Source organism: Roseateles sp., assembly GCF_052436255.1.
Lineage (GTDB): Bacteria > Pseudomonadota > Gammaproteobacteria > Burkholderiales > Burkholderiaceae_C > Pelomonas.
In genome coordinates this window covers 1-14,607 of record NZ_JBQVNP010000134.1, presented here as the reverse complement: position 1 = coordinate 14,607, position 14,607 = coordinate 1, and the positions used below count along the sequence as shown (strand labels likewise).

15 protein-coding genes are annotated in these 14,607 nt (G+C 67.8%); 5 read left to right on the top strand and 10 right to left on the bottom strand.

What is annotated here, in order from left to right; genetic code table 11:
• The 5 genes from ACT6S0_RS21985 to ACT6S0_RS21965 all read right to left on the bottom strand — a co-directional run.
• The coding region (locus ACT6S0_RS21985; protein ID WP_444765902.1) for an MFS transporter at positions 1 to 391 on the bottom strand (391 nt) is incomplete at its 3' end.
• Positions 381 to 893 carry a chalcone isomerase family protein gene (locus ACT6S0_RS21980; protein WP_444765901.1) on the bottom strand — a complete coding sequence of 171 codons (513 nt, stop codon included), beginning with the start codon at positions 891 to 893 and terminating at the stop codon, positions 381 to 383. The genes ACT6S0_RS21985 and ACT6S0_RS21980, both read right to left, overlap by 11 nt.
• Before the next feature lie 2 nt (positions 894 to 895).
• Positions 896 to 2,104, bottom strand: a complete 1,209-nt coding sequence (locus ACT6S0_RS21975; RefSeq protein ID WP_444765900.1) for a class I SAM-dependent methyltransferase — start codon at positions 2,102 to 2,104, stop codon at positions 896 to 898.
• A gap of 5 nt (positions 2,105 to 2,109) precedes the next feature.
• The gene (locus ACT6S0_RS21970) at positions 2,110 to 2,865 is read right to left on the bottom strand and encodes a DUF1365 domain-containing protein (protein WP_444765899.1); all 756 of its coding nucleotides are present in this window, start codon (positions 2,863 to 2,865) and stop codon (positions 2,110 to 2,112) included.
• The gene (locus tag ACT6S0_RS21965; protein ID WP_444765898.1) at positions 2,862 to 4,199 is read right to left on the bottom strand and encodes an NAD(P)/FAD-dependent oxidoreductase; all 1,338 of its coding nucleotides are present in this window, start codon (positions 4,197 to 4,199) and stop codon (positions 2,862 to 2,864) included. The genes ACT6S0_RS21970 and ACT6S0_RS21965 overlap by 4 nt, the downstream gene beginning before the upstream one ends.
• Before the next feature lie 517 nt (positions 4,200 to 4,716).
• Between ACT6S0_RS21965 and ACT6S0_RS21960 the strand changes: the two genes are divergently transcribed.
• Positions 4,717 to 5,688 carry a MerR family transcriptional regulator gene (locus ACT6S0_RS21960; protein ID WP_444765897.1) on the top strand — a complete coding sequence of 324 codons (972 nt, stop codon included), beginning with the start codon at positions 4,717 to 4,719 and terminating at the stop codon, positions 5,686 to 5,688.
• Between the two features lie 12 nt (positions 5,689 to 5,700).
• The gene (locus tag ACT6S0_RS21955) at positions 5,701 to 6,570 is read left to right on the top strand and encodes a ferritin-like domain-containing protein (RefSeq protein ID WP_444765896.1); all 870 of its coding nucleotides are present in this window, start codon (positions 5,701 to 5,703) and stop codon (positions 6,568 to 6,570) included.
• A gap of 10 nt (positions 6,571 to 6,580) precedes the next feature.
• Here the strand turns inward: ACT6S0_RS21955 and ACT6S0_RS21950 are convergent, their stop codons facing one another.
• The 3 genes from ACT6S0_RS21950 to ACT6S0_RS21940 are packed head-to-tail and all read right to left on the bottom strand — an operon-like array spanning position 6,581 to position 8,680.
• Entirely contained in the window at positions 6,581 to 7,447 is an 867-nt protein-coding gene (locus tag ACT6S0_RS21950; protein ID WP_444765895.1) for a hypothetical protein, read from the bottom strand.
• Between the two features lie 13 nt (positions 7,448 to 7,460).
• A complete protein-coding gene (locus tag ACT6S0_RS21945) occupies positions 7,461 to 8,330 on the bottom strand; it encodes an ABC transporter ATP-binding protein (RefSeq protein WP_444765894.1) in 870 nt (289 codons plus the stop codon).
• Positions 8,327 to 8,680, bottom strand: a complete 354-nt coding sequence (locus tag ACT6S0_RS21940; RefSeq protein ID WP_444765893.1) for a GntR family transcriptional regulator — start codon at positions 8,678 to 8,680, stop codon at positions 8,327 to 8,329. Before ACT6S0_RS21940 ends, ACT6S0_RS21945 begins: the two co-directional genes overlap by 4 nt.
• Positions 8,681 to 8,961: 281 nt before the next feature.
• Here ACT6S0_RS21940 and ACT6S0_RS21935 point away from each other — a divergent pair, with 281 nt between their 5' ends.
• From ACT6S0_RS21935 to ACT6S0_RS21925, 3 genes are read left to right on the top strand one after another with little or no spacing between them, the layout of a single operon-like run.
• A complete protein-coding gene (locus tag ACT6S0_RS21935) occupies positions 8,962 to 10,401 on the top strand; it encodes an MBL fold metallo-hydrolase (RefSeq protein WP_444765892.1) in 1,440 nt (479 codons plus the stop codon).
• Positions 10,398 to 10,931, top strand: coding sequence for a YeeE/YedE thiosulfate transporter family protein (locus ACT6S0_RS21930; protein WP_444765891.1), 534 nt, complete (start codon positions 10,398 to 10,400; stop codon positions 10,929 to 10,931). Before ACT6S0_RS21935 ends, ACT6S0_RS21930 begins: the two co-directional genes overlap by 4 nt.
• Complete coding sequence (locus ACT6S0_RS21925) at positions 10,931 to 11,482, top strand: DUF6691 family protein (protein WP_444765890.1); 552 nt, start codon at positions 10,931 to 10,933, stop codon at positions 11,480 to 11,482. The genes ACT6S0_RS21930 and ACT6S0_RS21925 overlap by 1 nt, the downstream gene beginning before the upstream one ends.
• 247 nt (positions 11,483 to 11,729) lie before the next feature.
• Here ACT6S0_RS21925 and ACT6S0_RS21920 read toward each other — a convergent pair whose 3' ends face one another.
• Together ACT6S0_RS21920 and ACT6S0_RS21915 are read right to left on the bottom strand one after the other, a co-directional pair.
• Complete coding sequence (locus ACT6S0_RS21920) at positions 11,730 to 13,718, bottom strand: secretion protein (protein WP_444765889.1); 1,989 nt, start codon at positions 13,716 to 13,718, stop codon at positions 11,730 to 11,732.
• The coding region (locus tag ACT6S0_RS21915) for a jacalin-like lectin (protein ID WP_444765888.1) at positions 13,718 to 14,607 on the bottom strand (890 nt) is incomplete at its 5' end. The genes ACT6S0_RS21920 and ACT6S0_RS21915, both read right to left, overlap by 1 nt.

Below are 14,607 nucleotides of genomic sequence, written 5' to 3'. Positions count from 1 at the left end.
GCACGGCCAGGAAGCTGTAGGCCAGGTAGGTCAGCACCAGGCCCGCGCCCGCCCAGGCCAGCAGCGCGGCGGGCGCGCGCGGCAGCGGGAAGAAGAGGCCGGCAAAGCCTGCCGCCAGCAGCAAGGCGGCGAGCGGCAGTTGCCAGGCCAGGCCGGGGCGGCCCAGGGCGCGGTCGCACAGCCGGCCTATCCACGGGTCGACGAAGGCATCGAGTGCGCGTGCCGCCAGCAGCAGCGCGCCCAGGCTGGCCAGCGGCACGCCGAAGCGCGTCGCATAGTGCGCCGGCAGGTGCACATACAGCGGCAGCGCGACGAAGGCCAGCGCCAAGCCCAGCGCGCCATAGCGCAGCCCGTCGCGGGCGGCGAGATCAGCGGTCCGCTCAGCGGTCATTCGAGCCGAACAGCTGCTCGCGCAGGCCCGGTTCCGAAGTCTGCGGACTGAGCCAGATGCCGAAGAACAGCCGCGCGAACGCGGCGTCGGCGACGCGGCGACGCGGCTGGCCGTTGACGAAGAACTGCGCCGCAGCGCCGGGCTCGAAGCTGCCGCTGATGCGGTCACCCGCCTTCACATCGGGGAAGGCTGCCTGCATCTCGGCCAGCCAGACCTCGGCCTGGGGGGCGGTGATGGCGGCCTGGCGGCGCATCTCCTGGAGCGAGCGCTTGGCGATCTCCGCGCCCTCCAGGCTGCGCGCGTATTCCAGCTCCAGCGTCAGCGGCTGCGCCTGCCAGTTTGCGGCCGTGACGGGCGCTGCCGACCACAGCCGGATGTCATAGACATGCAGGCCGAAGAAGCGGAACCGCGCGCGGCCGCGCTGCGATAACCCGTTAAGTTCGGGAGCGCCATGGGCCAGGGGAGCCAGCGCCAGCGTGACGAGAGCGGCACGGCGCTGCATGGTCAGTCCCGTACCAGCGTGAACTGCATGACGTCGGTGTTGCCCGCCGCGAATGCCGCCTCGCAATAGGCGAGGTAGAACTCCCACAGCCGCATGAAGCGGCCGTCGAAGCCGAGCTTTCGCACGGGGCCCTCGTGATGCAGGAAGGCCTCGCGCCAGCGGCGCAGCGTCTCGGCATAGTCGGGGCCGAAGGCCAGCTCGTTGACGACGCGCAGCCCGGCCGACTGCGCATGCGTGCGGAACTGGCTGGGGCTGGGCAGCAGGCCGCCGGGGAAGATGTACTGCTGGATGAAATCTGTCGAGCGCACGTAGCGGTCGAACAGATCGTCTCGGATGGTGATGCTCTGGATGCAGGCGCGGCCGCCGGGCTTGAGCTTGGCGGCGACGGTGCGGAAGTAGCCATCCCAGTACTCGCGCCCGACGGCCTCGAACATCTCGATGGAGACGATGGCGTCGAAGGGCTCGTCGGCGATGTCGCGGTAGTCCTGCAGGCGCAGGTCGGCGCTCAGGCCGGCCTTGCCAAGGCGCTCCTGCGCCCAGGCGAGCTGCTCTGTGGACAGGGTCACCCCGGTCAGTCGCGCATCGAAGTCGCGCGCCGCGACTTCGGCGATGGCGCCCCAGCCGCAGCCGATCTCCAGCACGCGGCTGCCCGGAGCCACGCCGGCCTCGGCCAGCGCGCGCCGCATCTTGGCCTGCTGCGCCCCGTCCAACGAGCCCTGCGGTGCACCGGCGAACCAGGCGCTGGAGTAATTCATGGTCGGGTCCAGCCACAGCTTGTAGAACTCGTTGCCCAGGTCGTAGTGGGCGTGGATGTTCTTGCGGCTGCCCTGTCGCGTGTTGCGCCGCATCAGATGGCGCAGCCGATGCAGCAGGCCGCCCCAGAAGCCGCCGTACACCAGCGACTCCAGGGCCGTGCGGTTGCGGATCAGCAGCTCCAGCAACGCGCGCAGGTCGGGGCTGGTCCAGTGGCCATCGACAAAGCTTTCGGCAAAGCCGACATCGCCCGAGGCCATGGCCGCGGCGCAGGTCTGCCAGTCGACGATGCGGATGGCCGCGCGCGGCTCGCGGCCGCCGCCGAAGTGCAGCAGCTCGCCCTCGGGGGTCTGCAGATCGAGGCTGCCATGCTGCAGATGACCGAGCAGTGCGAGCACGCGGCGGGCGGGGCGGGGCAGGGTGCTGGCGAGGAGGGGTGCTGAGGTCGTTGTCGTCATGGCAGTCAGCGCGTCACAAAGCGCTCTGGCGGCTGGGGTTTGGAGAAGAACGGCAGGCGCTTGACGGCCAGCTTCAGGGCCTGCCAGTGGATGCGGGCGACGATCATCAGCGTCAGCGCAGGCATGGCGAAGAAAGCGGCGCGGGCGCTGCGCGAGGTCAGTGGCTGCAGCCGGCCGCTGAGGCTGGTCAGCAGCAGCGGGCCGGTGTCGTCGTCGTGGTCGACGCAGCTGATGACGTGGCGGTTGCCATGCAGGAAGCGGAACCGGTAGCGTCCCTCGACCCGGCAGAAGGGCGACACGTGGAAGACCTTGGCGGCCGTCTGCTCGCTGCCCCAGGACAGGTCGGCCCCGCACAGCAGATAGCAGTGGCGCTCGCCGAAGGTGTTGTTGACCTCGACGACGACGGCCGCCAGCGAGCTGTCCGCGCGCTCGCAGAACCAGAAGCTGACGGGCTTGAAGGCATGGCCGAGCACGCGCGGATAGGTCTGTAGCCAGACCTCGCCGTCGGCATCGTCGATGCCTTCCGAGGCGAGCAGGGTGTCCAGCCACGCCAGTGCGTCGCTGCCGCCGTCGCCGTGGTCGGCGTCATGAAAGCTCAGCCAACCGAAGCCGTTGCGGTTCAGCGCCGCCACGGCCTCACGGCGCAGCGAGCGCATCGGCAGCCACAGGAAATAGCTCGGATAGGCGAACGCATGCGCGCGCGGGCGCAGCCGGCGGTGGTAGACCTGGCCCATACCGAGTTGAGCCGCGGAGGGGGTCATGACAGCACCCGTGAAATGACCTGCTGGGCGGCCGTGAGGCCCGACAGCAGGCCGTCCTCGTGGAAGCCATAACGCGTCCATGCGCCGGCAAACCAGACGCCGCCGTTGCCCTGGATCTCGTGCAGGCGGGCCTGGGCGCGCACTGCGGCGTCGTCAAACACAGGGTGGGCGTAGTCGTAGCGGCCGACGACGCGCGCCGGGTCGGGCTGGCGCAGCGGGTTCAGTGACACGACCACGGGCTGCTGCCACGGCAAAGGCTGCAGCTGGTTCAACAAATAGTGCAGGCAGACCGACGCGCCGGCCCTGCTGTGATCACGCCCGCTCTCGTAGTTCCAGGCCGCCCAGGCCTTGCGGCGCCGCGGCAGCAAGGCCGCGTCGGTGTGCAGCACGGCGACATTGGGCTGGTAGCGTATGGCGCCCAGCAGCTCGCGCTCGGCGGCGCTGGCGTTGGCCAGCAAGGCCAGGCTCTGGTCGCTGTGGCCGGCGAGGACGACGGCATCGAAGCGCTCAACGCCTTGGCTCGTGCCCAGGGCCACACCGCCGTCGGGCAGCCGGCACACGGCCTGTACCGGCGTACCCAGGCGCACATCGTGAATGGCTGGCAGCATCGCCTCGACGTAGTGCCGCGCACCGCCCGTCACCGTCCACCACTGCGGCCTGTCGTTGACCTGCAGCAGGCCATGGTTGTGGCAGAAGCGGATCAGCGTGCGGATGGGGAACTGCAGCATCTGCGCCGTCGGGCAGGACCAGATGCAGGCGACCATGGGCAGCAGGTACCAGTCCCTGAAGCCGCGGCCGAAGCGGTGGCGGGCCAGGAAGTCGCCGATGGGCTCAGACAGCGCCGCTTCCTCGCCTCGCGCGGCCAGGGCCGTGCACAGGCGGTTGAAGCGCAGCAGGTCGGACAGCATGCCCCAGAAGGCCGGCCGCAGCAGGTTGCGGCGCTGCGCGAAGACGCTGGACAGGCTGCTGCCGCTCCACTCGACGCCATCGGCGGGCACCTGGGCCGAGAAGCTCATGTCGCTCTTGGCAACGGCGACGCCGAGCTGGGCGAACAGCTGGATCAGCAGCGGGTAGGTGCGCTCGTTGAAGACGAGAAAGCCCGTGTCGACGCCATGAGTGACACCGTCGAGCGTGACGTCAACCGTATGCGTGTGGCCGCCAGCGCGGGTGCCGGCCTCGAACAGGGTGACGTGGGCGCGGTCGCTCAGCGCCCAGGCGGCCGACAGCCCGGCGATGCCGCTGCCGACCACTGCAATGCGCGTGTCCGTGCGATCGCCCGGTCGATTCGGATGCCCGCGGTCCCGCAGCAGACCCAGCAGGGGCTCGGCATGCATTGCGCCGGCGCCGAAAAAGGAAGGGCCCGTGTCATCGACACGAGCCCTGGCTGTAAAAGTGGCCGCAGAACGCCCCGGAGCCAACGAGGGAGGGAGGGAGGAGGAGGAGAACGGCTCCGAGATTGCTGCTCTGGTCTCAGAGAGGTTGTGCGACCTAAATTCTTGATTGAACGGTGTCGACCCGCGTCGAGCAGGACGCGGGCTTTCACTAGGGGTGTAGCTTGATCGTTGAGCCGGAACATGAAGTTCCAAGTCGGTGTACCCAGTTCGGGCGACGATTGTTGTCGTCATCGTTCATGTCCGGCACTGCTTCGATTGGCGCGCGCCGCTTTGCAAACAGTTGCAGCGCAGGCTTGAGCCATGGGCGACAGATCGAAGCGATTGTTAAAGGTTTGTCCTGGGCAATTTGGAGTTGCAGCGCTATATTAGGTCAAGAAACTATGTTTGTACTACGTTTGTCCAGGACAATTTATGCATGAGCGGTCGTTTTCAACACGAATGACGGACGGACTGCACCGTGGCTGAGCCCACGGTTTACGCGAGTGCGACCGCTGCGGATGCGGGCGCTGTGGCGGGCGTAGGCATTACTGCGGTGGAGCGGGACACCGGCATCAGCAAGGAGACGCTGCGCGTCTGGGAGCGCCGCTACGGATTCCCGGCGCCCTCGCGCGACGCGGCGGGCGAGCGGCTCTACCCGCCCGAGCAAGTGCTCAAGCTGCGGCTCGTCAAGCGGCTGCTGGACGCCGGGCACCGGCCCGGCCGCATCGTCGCGGCCCCGCTGCCGGAACTGTCGGCGCTCTTGCAGCCCCCCGTTGCGGCGAGTGAGACGGCCACCGGGGCCGAGGCGCCGGAGGTGGCGGTCTGCACCGCGCTGCTGCAGAGCCATGATGTCGACGGCCTGCGCCGCACGCTGTCCCAGGCCGTGCTGCGCCGCGGCCTGGCCGGCAGCATCGGCCAGGTGTTCGCGCCGCTGACGACGCGCATCGGTGAGCTGTGGATGAGCGGCGAACTGCAGGTCTTTGAAGAGCACATCTACAGCGAGTCCCTCCAACTCGTGCTGCGGCAGTCCATTCACGCCTTGCCGGTGAACCTGCAGGGCGCCGGCCCGCGTGTGCTGCTTACCACGCTGCCGGGTGAAGGCCATGCGCTGGGCCTGCTGATGGCCGAGGCGCTGCTCAGCCTGGAGGGCGCCGTCTGCCTGTCGCTGGGCGTGCAGACGCCGATTGTCCAACTGCCCGCGGCCGCTACGGTGCATCGCGCCGACGTGGTGGCGCTCAGTTTCAGCGGGCAACTTCCTGCGCGGGCCGTCTTCGACGGACTGGGCCTGCTGCGCGAGCTGCTACCGGCCAACGTGGAGATCTGGGCCGGCGGCAGCAACCGGGCACTTCGTTTGCCAGGTGTGCCCGACGGCGTGCGCTGTGTTGATGGCCTGGCCGCGATCACGCCTGAGATTGCGCGCTGGCGCGAACTTTTAGAATCAGGTCTCTAACGAGGACCCGCCATGCTTTACCCCGAACTGTTCAAGCAACTGGAAGCCGTGCGATGGAACATGGATCGCGACATTCCGTGGGACAAGTTCGACGCCAGCCAGCTGAGTGACGAACAGGCCCAGACGATCAAGATGAACGCCATCACCGAGTGGGCGGCACTGCCGGCCACCGAGATGTTCCTGCGCGACAACCGCGAAGACAGCGACTTCTCGGCCTTCATGTCGGTGTGGTTCTTCGAGGAACAGAAGCACAGCCTGGTGCTGATGGAATACCTCAGGCGCTTCCGCCCCGAGCTCGTGCCCACCGAAGCCGAGCTGCACGAGGTGCGCTTCGACTTCGACCCCGCCCCGGCGCTGGAAACGCTGATGCTGCATTTCTGCGGCGAGATCCGCCTCAACCACTGGTACCGCCGCGCGGCCGAGTGGCACACCGAGCCGGTCATCAAGGCCATCTACGAAACCCTGTCGCGCGACGAGGCCCGCCATGGCGGCGCCTACCTGCGCTACATGAAGCGCGCCATGACCAAGTTTGGCGACGAGGCGCGCGCCGCCTTCGCCAAGGTCGGCGTGCTGATGGCCAGCGCCCGCCGCACCGCCCAGGCGCTGCACCCCACCAACCTGCACGTCAATACCAAGCTCTTTCCGCGCGACACCATCCAGAGCCGCCTGCCCGACCCGCAGTGGCTGGAGCACTGGCTGGACAAGCAGATCCAGTTCGACAGCGTGTGGGAGAACAAGGTGGTCGAGCGCATCCTGCACAACATGAGCCTGTTGATGGACCGCAGCTTTGCCACCGTGCAGGAGCTCAACCGCTTCCGCAAGGAAATGGCGGCACGCATCGTGCCGCCATCTGCGGAAGGCCTGGCCAACAAGCCGGCCTGAGCCTGGTGGCTCAACCGCCGCGCGAGCGCTTCAGCACCACCAGCGCGAACGCCGCGGCGGCGACAGCCGCCCAGCCGAGGAACTGCGCCGTGGCCAGCTGCGCCAGCGTCTGGCCCAGGTCCTGCAGCACCCAGGTGACGAGGTTGGTGCCCGACTCCAGCGCCTGGACCAGGCTCTTGCCGTCGTGCACCAGCGTGTGGTTGATCTGGTCGACCAAGCCCTGCAGCGCCCGCAGCGGCCACTCGATGTCATAGGCCTTGTCGAGCACGGCCACCGCGACACCGCCGCCGACCAGCACCACCGGCACGCCCAGGCGCTTGAGCCAGGCCGAGGCGGCCATCAGCACGAAGATCACGGGCGCCAGCCACAGCATCAGCGGCAAGGTGCCGGCCAGACCGCGCACCAGCAATGGCGTGGCCGCCATGATGACCTCGCCCCAGTTCACCGCCAACGCCGTCGAGAAGTCGGCCCGGCTCGTCAGCACGCTCATCGCAATCGGGATGCCGAACAGCATGCCGACAACGGCGCCCCCCAGCGGCGCCAGCCAGGCATGGGCGATCACCGTGGACATCACACTTTCGCTCGGCCGGCCCGGCAGCGACAGCCAGAACTCGATGGAGCGGTCCTGCGTGTCGCGCCGCGCCAGGCCCGGCAGCTGGAATAGCGCCACCAGCAACGAGATGCCGTAGACGGCGCAGGCGCTCATCATCACCATGCCGACGGCCATCAGCTCGGGGCTGTCCATCGGCAGGCCCGTCACCTGGCCGAACGGCAGCGCCGCCAGGAACAGCAGCGGGGGCGCCAGCGCGGCAATCAGCCAGCCGCGCTTGTGCTGCATCCATTCGCGCTGCAGCAGGGTGGGGATATGGTTTGTCATGGCGTCTCCTGGTTCAGGCTTGCTTGTTGTTCAGCGCCGGGTTGCGGGTCAGCGCCATGAAGAGGTCGACAAGGCTGGGGCGCACGCGCTGGCCCAGGCTGGTGATGTGCTCGGGCGGTGGGCCATCGAACAGTGACGTCGTGCGGCCCTGCTCGCGGTAGCGCAGCAGCGGGTGGGCGGCGGCCATCGCGGCGGCGGCGGCCGGGTCGTGGTTCAACGCGACGAAGCGGCGGTCGATGTCCTCCAGACTGATCGACAGCGCCACGCGGCCCTCGTCCAGCATGATCACGTCGGACAGCAGTGCCTCCACTTCCTCCACCTGGTGGGTCGAGATCAGCACGCTGCGCTCGCCGTCGCACCACTCGTCGATCAGCATCTCGTAGAAGCTCTTGCGCGACACCACATCCAGGCCCAGCGTCGGCTCGTCCAGGATCATCAGCTTGGCGTCGATGGCGGCGATCAGTGCCAGGTGGGTCTGTGCCACCATGCCCTTGGACAAGCTCTTCACCTTGTCGCCCTCGCTGACGCTGGTGCGCTTGAGCAGGGCCCGGGCGCGCTCGGCGGAGAACTTCGGCTGCAACTGGCTCATCAGCGTGACCAGCTCATGCACCTTGGCCCAGCGCGGCAGCACCGCCACGTCGGGGATGTAGCTCAGCTCGGTCAGCAACTGCTGGCGGTTCTTGGTCGGCTCCAGGCCCAGCACACTCATCTGGCCCTGTACCGGCAGCAGGCCGACCAGGGCCTTCATCAGCGAGGTCTTGCCCGCGCCGTTGTGGCCCAGCAGTCCCACGACACGGCCCTTGGGCACGGTGATGGAGACATCGTTCAGCGCGGTCTTCTTGCCATAGCGCAGCGAGACGTTCTTGACTTCGATCAGGTTCATGTCGACTCCCAGTTCAGGTCCTTGGCGGTCAGCCCCAACCGCTTGAGCTTGGCGCGCAGCGCTGGCCAATCCTTCTGCAGGAACTGCTCGCGCTCATGCCGCAAAAGCCGCTCCCGCGCGCCGGCCATCACATACATGCCCAGGCCACGGCGCGACTCGATCAGGCCATGGTCGCTGAGCGCCTGCAGCGCCCGCGTCACGGTCAGCGGGTTGATGACGTATTGGCTGGCGAGTACGCGCACCGAGGGCAATGCCTCGCCTTCCGGGGGGCTGCCGTCCAGCAACTGCACGGCCAGGCGGTCGGCGAGCTGCTGGTAAATAGGCGCCTGGTCTGTCCAGGTGGGAGTCATGGGTGCTCCGGGGTGTGTTGCTGATGTAGCACACCATATCTCCAGCACGGGCGTCGGCCCTAGCGGAGGGCGACGGACTGCAGATTTGGGGGGATGGGCTGAGGAGGATGCCCGCGCAGGTCGGCGGCGTGCGCAGTGATGGCAACCCCTGAGCCTTCGTGATCCCGGCGTCCACTTGGCCCGCGTAATCTTGGCCGTCCCGACTTGGTCGCGCTGTGCTTGAAATCGGGCTGGGCACGCTCTTTGCCCCGATTGGCGTCTTGGACTGCGGGCAACGCATCATGATCTTCGAACGCATCAAGACCCCCGGTATCGCCCACGTGGCCTACCTGATCGGTAACCAGGGACAGGGTGCGGTGGTGGATCCGCGCCGGGACGTGGGCGAGTACGTCAAGCTGGCGCGCAGGCACAAGCTGACGATCAAGTACGCCATCGAGACCCATCGACAGGAAGACTTTGTCATGGGTTCGGCCGAACTGGCGCGTCAGTGCGGTGCCAAGGTCGTCAACGGGCGGCACGGGGCGTTCGGCCACGGTGACATCCGGCTCGACGACGGTGAAGGATTCGAACTCGCCCAAGGAATCCGGCTCGTCGCACTGCACACGCCCGGCCACACGCCCGAGAGCATGTGCTACGCCGTCTACCTCGACGACGCACCCGACCGCGCGTGGGCAGTGTTCACCGGCGACACACTGTTCATCGGCGAGACCGGGCGGACCGATCTGACGGATCCATCGAAGACCGCCGAGCACGCAGGCCAGCTCTACGACGCGGTGCATGCCAAGCTCCTGCCGCTGGGTGACCAGACGATCCTGCTGCCAGCCCACGGCGCGGGTTCGGTCTGCGGCGGCAACATCGCCGAGCGCGATGATTCGACGATCGGACTGGAGCGAAGCTACAACCCCGTGTTCGTTCGTTCGCGCGACGAGTTCATCAAGGGCAAGCTGGACGAGCGCATTCCGCGCCCGCCCTATTTCCGCCACATGGAGCAGGTGAATTCCCAAGGCGGGATGGGCCCGCTCACCTCGGCCAGCGCCGTGCGGGTGCTGCAACCCAAGGACTTCCAGACAGAGTGCCGGCGTGGGTTGGTGTTCGACCTGCGCCGCCCCGAGGCTTTTGCAGGCGGGCACGTGCCCGGTTCCTACAGCATCTGGTCCGACGGGCTGTCGGTGTTCGCAGGCTGGGTCGCCGAGGCCGGCACGCCGATCTATCTCGTCCTGGACGACGCGGCAACGGCGCTGGACGATGCCGTCAAGGCGCTCGGGCGGGTCGGCCTCGATTACGTCCAAGGGGTGCTCGCAGGCAGCTTCGAAGCCTGGCGCGACCATGGCTTGCCGATGGCGGGGCTTGGCACTGTCGAGGCCGGCCGCATCGAAGTCGACCCCGCGCAGCGCGACCTGCGGGTGATCGACGTGCGCGACGACGTCGAGTTCGAAACCGAGGGGCATATTCCCGGCGTCTCGCATCTGTACGTGGGCTACGTGGAGCGTGAGCTCGCTCGCCTGCAACCGCCGTTCGATCCCGAGGCGCCCGTGGTCGTCACCTGCGGCGTCGGGCATCGAGCGAGCCTGGCGGCCAGCATGCTGATGCGGCGCGGCGCGCGCGATGTGCGCAATCTGCTCGGCGGCATGGAGGCCTGGCAGAAGCTGGAGCGCCGCGTCGAGCTCGGCGCTTGCGCGAATTCCGTGACCACACCCGACGTCGAGGGCCCACGCCGATGAACAAACGCGCTGCTCACCATCCAAGTCCGTCGCCCTACCTGATCGGCGCGGCGATAGGACTGCTCAACATCTGTGCTTTCGCGGCATTCCGCAAGGGCATCGGCGTCAGCGGCGCCTACGAGAGCACGGCCGCGCTGACCGCACGCCGGCTGGCCCCGGACGTGACGCACGTGAACGCCTATGTCAAGGCGCGCAAGGAGCCTCCCAAGTTCAACTGGGAGTCATGGCTGGTGCTCGGCACCATCCTCGGTGGCATGGCGTCGGCACGCACGTTCGGCCTCGACGAAGGCGCACCGGAGGATGGCAATTCCGATGCCGCATTGAAGCGCTCGCCATTGGCCAGTGCAGCCGGCGGTGCGATGCTGATGTTCGGGGCCCGCATGGCCGATGGTTGCACCAGCGGGCATGCGTTGTCGGGCACTGCGCAGGGTGCAGGGTCGAGCTGGCTGTTCACCCCGCTCATGTTTGGGGTCGGAACGCTGCTGGCGCGCCGTGCACGCAACGCCAGGTACCCAGTGGAGAAAGTCTGATGGCTCAGATGAACGAAAGCACGCGCAATGCGCTTGGTCTGGCAACCGGACTGGTCTTCGGCGCGCTGTTGCAGCGCGGCGGGCTGGCCGATTCACGCACGATCGTCGGGCAGTTGACCGGCGACGACAGCCGCGTCGCCAAGACGATGGGCGCGGCCGTCGCCGTCGGTGCGCTCGGCCACCACTGGCTCAAGCGCCGCGGGTTAGCGACCGTCGAGCCCAAGCCCATGAATCCGGTCGGCTTGGTCGGCGGCGCGGCTCTGTTTGGCGCCGGCATGGCGCTGTCCGGCTACTGCCCCGGCACGGCCGCTGCGGCCGCGGGCAGCGGGCGTCGCGAGGGCGTCTGGGCAATGGCCGGCATGCTGGCAGCGGCGACGCTTTTCGTCGCTACTTATCCGCGGCTGAAGAAGGTGCTGGATGCCGGAAATCTCGGGCGGGTTCACTTGGCGGGCGGAACCCCTGCCGGGGTTGCCGCGCAACCGCTGGACGTCGCGGTCCGCCCGCGCGGCGCCATTCACCACGTTCCGCCCGCAGCGGCACATAAACCCTAGACACGGCACGGGTGCTGGCGAGTCGAGCTGCACCGGGCGGCTTGCTGCTTGTAGCGATCGGACCCTAGGCCGGGCTGGAGGCCGCGATGCTCGCGTCGAGCTGAGTTGCACGAGGGCGAGGTGCTGCCCGGGTCGCCACAGGCAAGGCCGATCGAAACATCGGTTGGGGCCCCGGCTCGCGCCTGGCTACGGTGGAGCGGCCTCGAACCTGTGTTCAGAGGCGGGGCGCGCGACCCCGGGGCCGACTTCAGTAGTACAGAAAGCCCAGCGCTTCCTTCAAGCGGTCGCCGGTGGTGCGCATGCGGTCCCAGCGTTCGAGCGTGACGTCGCCCTGGCGGAACTCGCGGTAGAAGTCGTTGCCGTCCATCTGGGTCAGAACGGCTTCGATGTTGGCCGGGGTCTTGTCAGGAATGCCGAACTTGCCGCGCAGGCGCTTCATGCGCACGCCCATCGGGTCGTTGTCCGCCGGGCTGCCTTCGGCGACCTGCACCGGCGCCCTGGGCGTGACGAGGATCAGCACGGAGCGCTGCAGGTCGTTGGTCCTCTTGTTCGAGAACAGGTATTGCAGTCCCGGTACGTTCTGCAACCCGGGTACGCCGTCGCGGGTCCGCGACGACGACTTTTCGCTCAACCCGCTGAGCACCAGGGTGTCACCCAGGTTCATCACCACGTTGGCGTTGGCCGTGGTCTCGCCGATCTCGATCTGGTAGGCCACCCGGGAACTTTCGGAGCTGGCATTGAGCGCCGTGCGCTGCGCCTCCACCTTCAGCTGCACCCGCCCTTGCGGCAGGAAGTTGGGTGTCACCGACAGCTTGATGCCGAAGCGCTTGTCCAGCGGCACGATGGTGGTGCCGCCCTGCTGGCTGGTTGAGACCAGCCCCGCGCTCAGGTTGGTGCCGGAGAAGAATTCGGACGGCATGCCTTCGATGGCGGCCAGCGTCGGGCGCGCCAGGACTTCGTTGAACGAGTTATTGGCGTTGGCGATGTTCAGCGAATACGTCAGCGCCGGGATGGTGACCGCCCGCGTGATGGCGGTGCTGACCGCAGCGGCAGCCTCACCCACCGTGTTGGAGGTGACGACCCGCGAGTAGGCCGGCAGGTTACCCGCGACCGAGCCCAGTTGAAGCGTCAGCGCGCTGAGCAGGTTGATGCCCTTGGAGGTGGAGATCAGCTCCTGCGTGGACAGCAGCACCACATCCACCAGCAGCATGCGGGGGCCGCTGTCGGCGGTTTCGATTCCCGGGGCCGCGGCCATTGTGGGCGCCGCGGCGGTTGCCGATGTCGCCGTGGCAGGCAGCGGTTCAGGCGCCGGGGCAGCAGGGCTGGGCGCGGCGGCCGACATGGGCGCGGCCTTCTGGCCGGTCTGGCCCGGCGCGGCCGCAGGCAGTTTTGGCAGTGTGAAGGCTTGAGCCAGCACGGTGGGTGGTGTCTCCGCAGGCAATCGGCTCAGGCTGACGTCGACGATGCTGGCCGCCTTCCGCTCCTGTTCGCTGTAGAAGCCTTTCCACTGTGCCACCCGCCGATCGATGCGCGTGAGCTCGGCGCCGTCGCCGCCCAGCTGGACCAGCGCGGCGCGCATCAGGCCGGCCTCGGCAAAGTTGCCGCAGGACGCATAGACCGCCATGCTCGAGCGCAGGAACCCTGCGGACGGCTGCGCCGAGCGCTTGTGAAACTGCTCGGCCATGGCGCAGGCTGTCCTGGCGTCGCCCGTGAGATACGAGGCCACCATCAGGCCGTTGATCGACATCAGGCTGTCGGGCGTCAGCAGCAGCACCTCGGAGAATGCCCGCTTGGCGCGGTCGTACTGCTTGAGTTCCATGTGCGCCAGGCCCAGGAACTCCTGCGCGATCCAGTTGCCGGGGTCGATGCGCAGGGCCTGCTGGTAGCCCTCCAGCGCCAGATCCGACTTCTGCGAATCCCCCAGGCGGGCCTGCAGGTGATAGACGAAGCCGTTGAGAAAGTGCAGGTGCGAACTGCGCGGGTCCAGTTGCAGGGCTTCGTTGAGTGCCGCCTGCGCCTTGGGCAGGTCCAGGCGCTTGAGGTGGCCGACGGCCACCGACACCTTGGCCAGCATCTCGGAGTCGTGCTCGCCGGCCGGCACCAGGGCCACCCGCTCCAGCATTTCGCCGAACGACCGGGCCGGCGCTTCGGCGTGGGCGGCGCAAACCATTGCCAAAGCGACGGCCATGGCGACAACAAGCTTGCGCGGGCGCAATGCGAGATTGAGGTTGTTCATCAATGTGGGCCCGTCGAATAGAACGTGAGTTGGTCGGTCGAACTGCCCGAGCGGCCGGCCATGCAGCCCAACTTCTCGCCCGGCGTCACGTTGTAGCTTCCGGCACTGCCGCCGCCGCCGCCGTACGGGCCGTAGGTCTTGCCGGTGTTGGTGACGAAGGCGATGCTGTCGATAGCGCTGCCGGCGCGGTAGTCGACCCGCACGAAGTACTGGCCATCGGGCAGGTTGACCTCGACCGGGAAGCTGCCGCCACTGCCCTGACGCGGGGCCCAGCCGCGGTCGGCGTAGCGGAACTGCAGCCGGTCCACGCGTTTGCCCGCGCCGATTCGGAAGCCCGTCAGCGGCCGACCCGCGCAGACCATGTGGTCGTTCCACGCGCCGCCGCCGCCGCCGCCGATGCGTGTCGGGCCGGCAACCGGTCCGGTAGCGCTGGAGACGGGTCGACCGTTGCGGCCTTCGTCCTCGCCGGCGGTTTGCCAATGGTCCATGGCGTCGGAGAAATCTTCCTTGCCGAAGTACTGTTGCAGGTCCGCGTAGCGAGCCAGGTAGTCGATGGTGCTGAAGTCCGCGCTGCCCTGGCGGCCCTGGTACAGGCCCTGGTCGAGCCAGTGGTTCAGGGTGCATCCGTAGTCGGTCCTGCCGCACTTGGCCTGCACGTCGGGGTAGCGCTTCCAGTAGTACTGGACGTCGAACTCCAGGCTGCCGCGCCGGCCTTCATTGAAACCGCTGTCCTTCCAGTGTGTGGCCAAGTCGAGCTTGGCTTTCACCACATCAGGGGCGTTGTCGTAGTAGTAGTCCCAGTCGAACACCGAGGCCGCGAACTTCGGATCGGGACCCTTCTTGTGCTTCTTTTTCTTGCCGATCTTCTTGAAGGCGTTGCCGGCATCAT

Bases quoted from the DNA above. Each gene is read 5' to 3' on its own strand.
- ACT6S0_RS21955 (WP_444765896.1), top strand. From the start codon at position 5,701: ATGCTTTACCCCGAACTGTTCAAGCAACTGGAAGCCGTGCGATGGAAC.
- ACT6S0_RS21950 (WP_444765895.1), bottom strand. From the start codon at position 7,447: ATGACAAACCATATCCCCACCCTGCTGCAGCGCGAATGGATGCAGCAC.
- ACT6S0_RS21920 (WP_444765889.1), bottom strand. From the start codon at position 13,718: ATGAACAACCTCAATCTCGCATTGCGCCCGCGCAAGCTTGTTGTCGCC.
- ACT6S0_RS21945 (WP_444765894.1), bottom strand. From the start codon at position 8,330: ATGAACCTGATCGAAGTCAAGAACGTCTCGCTGCGCTATGGCAAGAAG.
- ACT6S0_RS21940 (WP_444765893.1), bottom strand. From the start codon at position 8,680: ATGACTCCCACCTGGACAGACCAGGCGCCTATTTACCAGCAGCTCGCC.
- ACT6S0_RS21970 (WP_444765899.1), bottom strand. From the start codon at position 2,865: ATGACCCCCTCCGCGGCTCAACTCGGTATGGGCCAGGTCTACCACCGC.
- ACT6S0_RS21980 (WP_444765901.1), bottom strand. From the start codon at position 893: ATGCAGCGCCGTGCCGCTCTCGTCACGCTGGCGCTGGCTCCCCTGGCC.
- ACT6S0_RS21965 (WP_444765898.1), bottom strand. From the start codon at position 4,199: ATGCATGCCGAGCCCCTGCTGGGTCTGCTGCGGGACCGCGGGCATCCG.
- ACT6S0_RS21935 (WP_444765892.1), top strand. From the start codon at position 8,962: ATGATCTTCGAACGCATCAAGACCCCCGGTATCGCCCACGTGGCCTAC.
- ACT6S0_RS21925 (WP_444765890.1), top strand. From the start codon at position 10,931: ATGGCTCAGATGAACGAAAGCACGCGCAATGCGCTTGGTCTGGCAACC.
- ACT6S0_RS21930 (WP_444765891.1), top strand. From the start codon at position 10,398: ATGAACAAACGCGCTGCTCACCATCCAAGTCCGTCGCCCTACCTGATC.
- ACT6S0_RS21975 (WP_444765900.1), bottom strand. From the start codon at position 2,104: ATGACGACAACGACCTCAGCACCCCTCCTCGCCAGCACCCTGCCCCGC.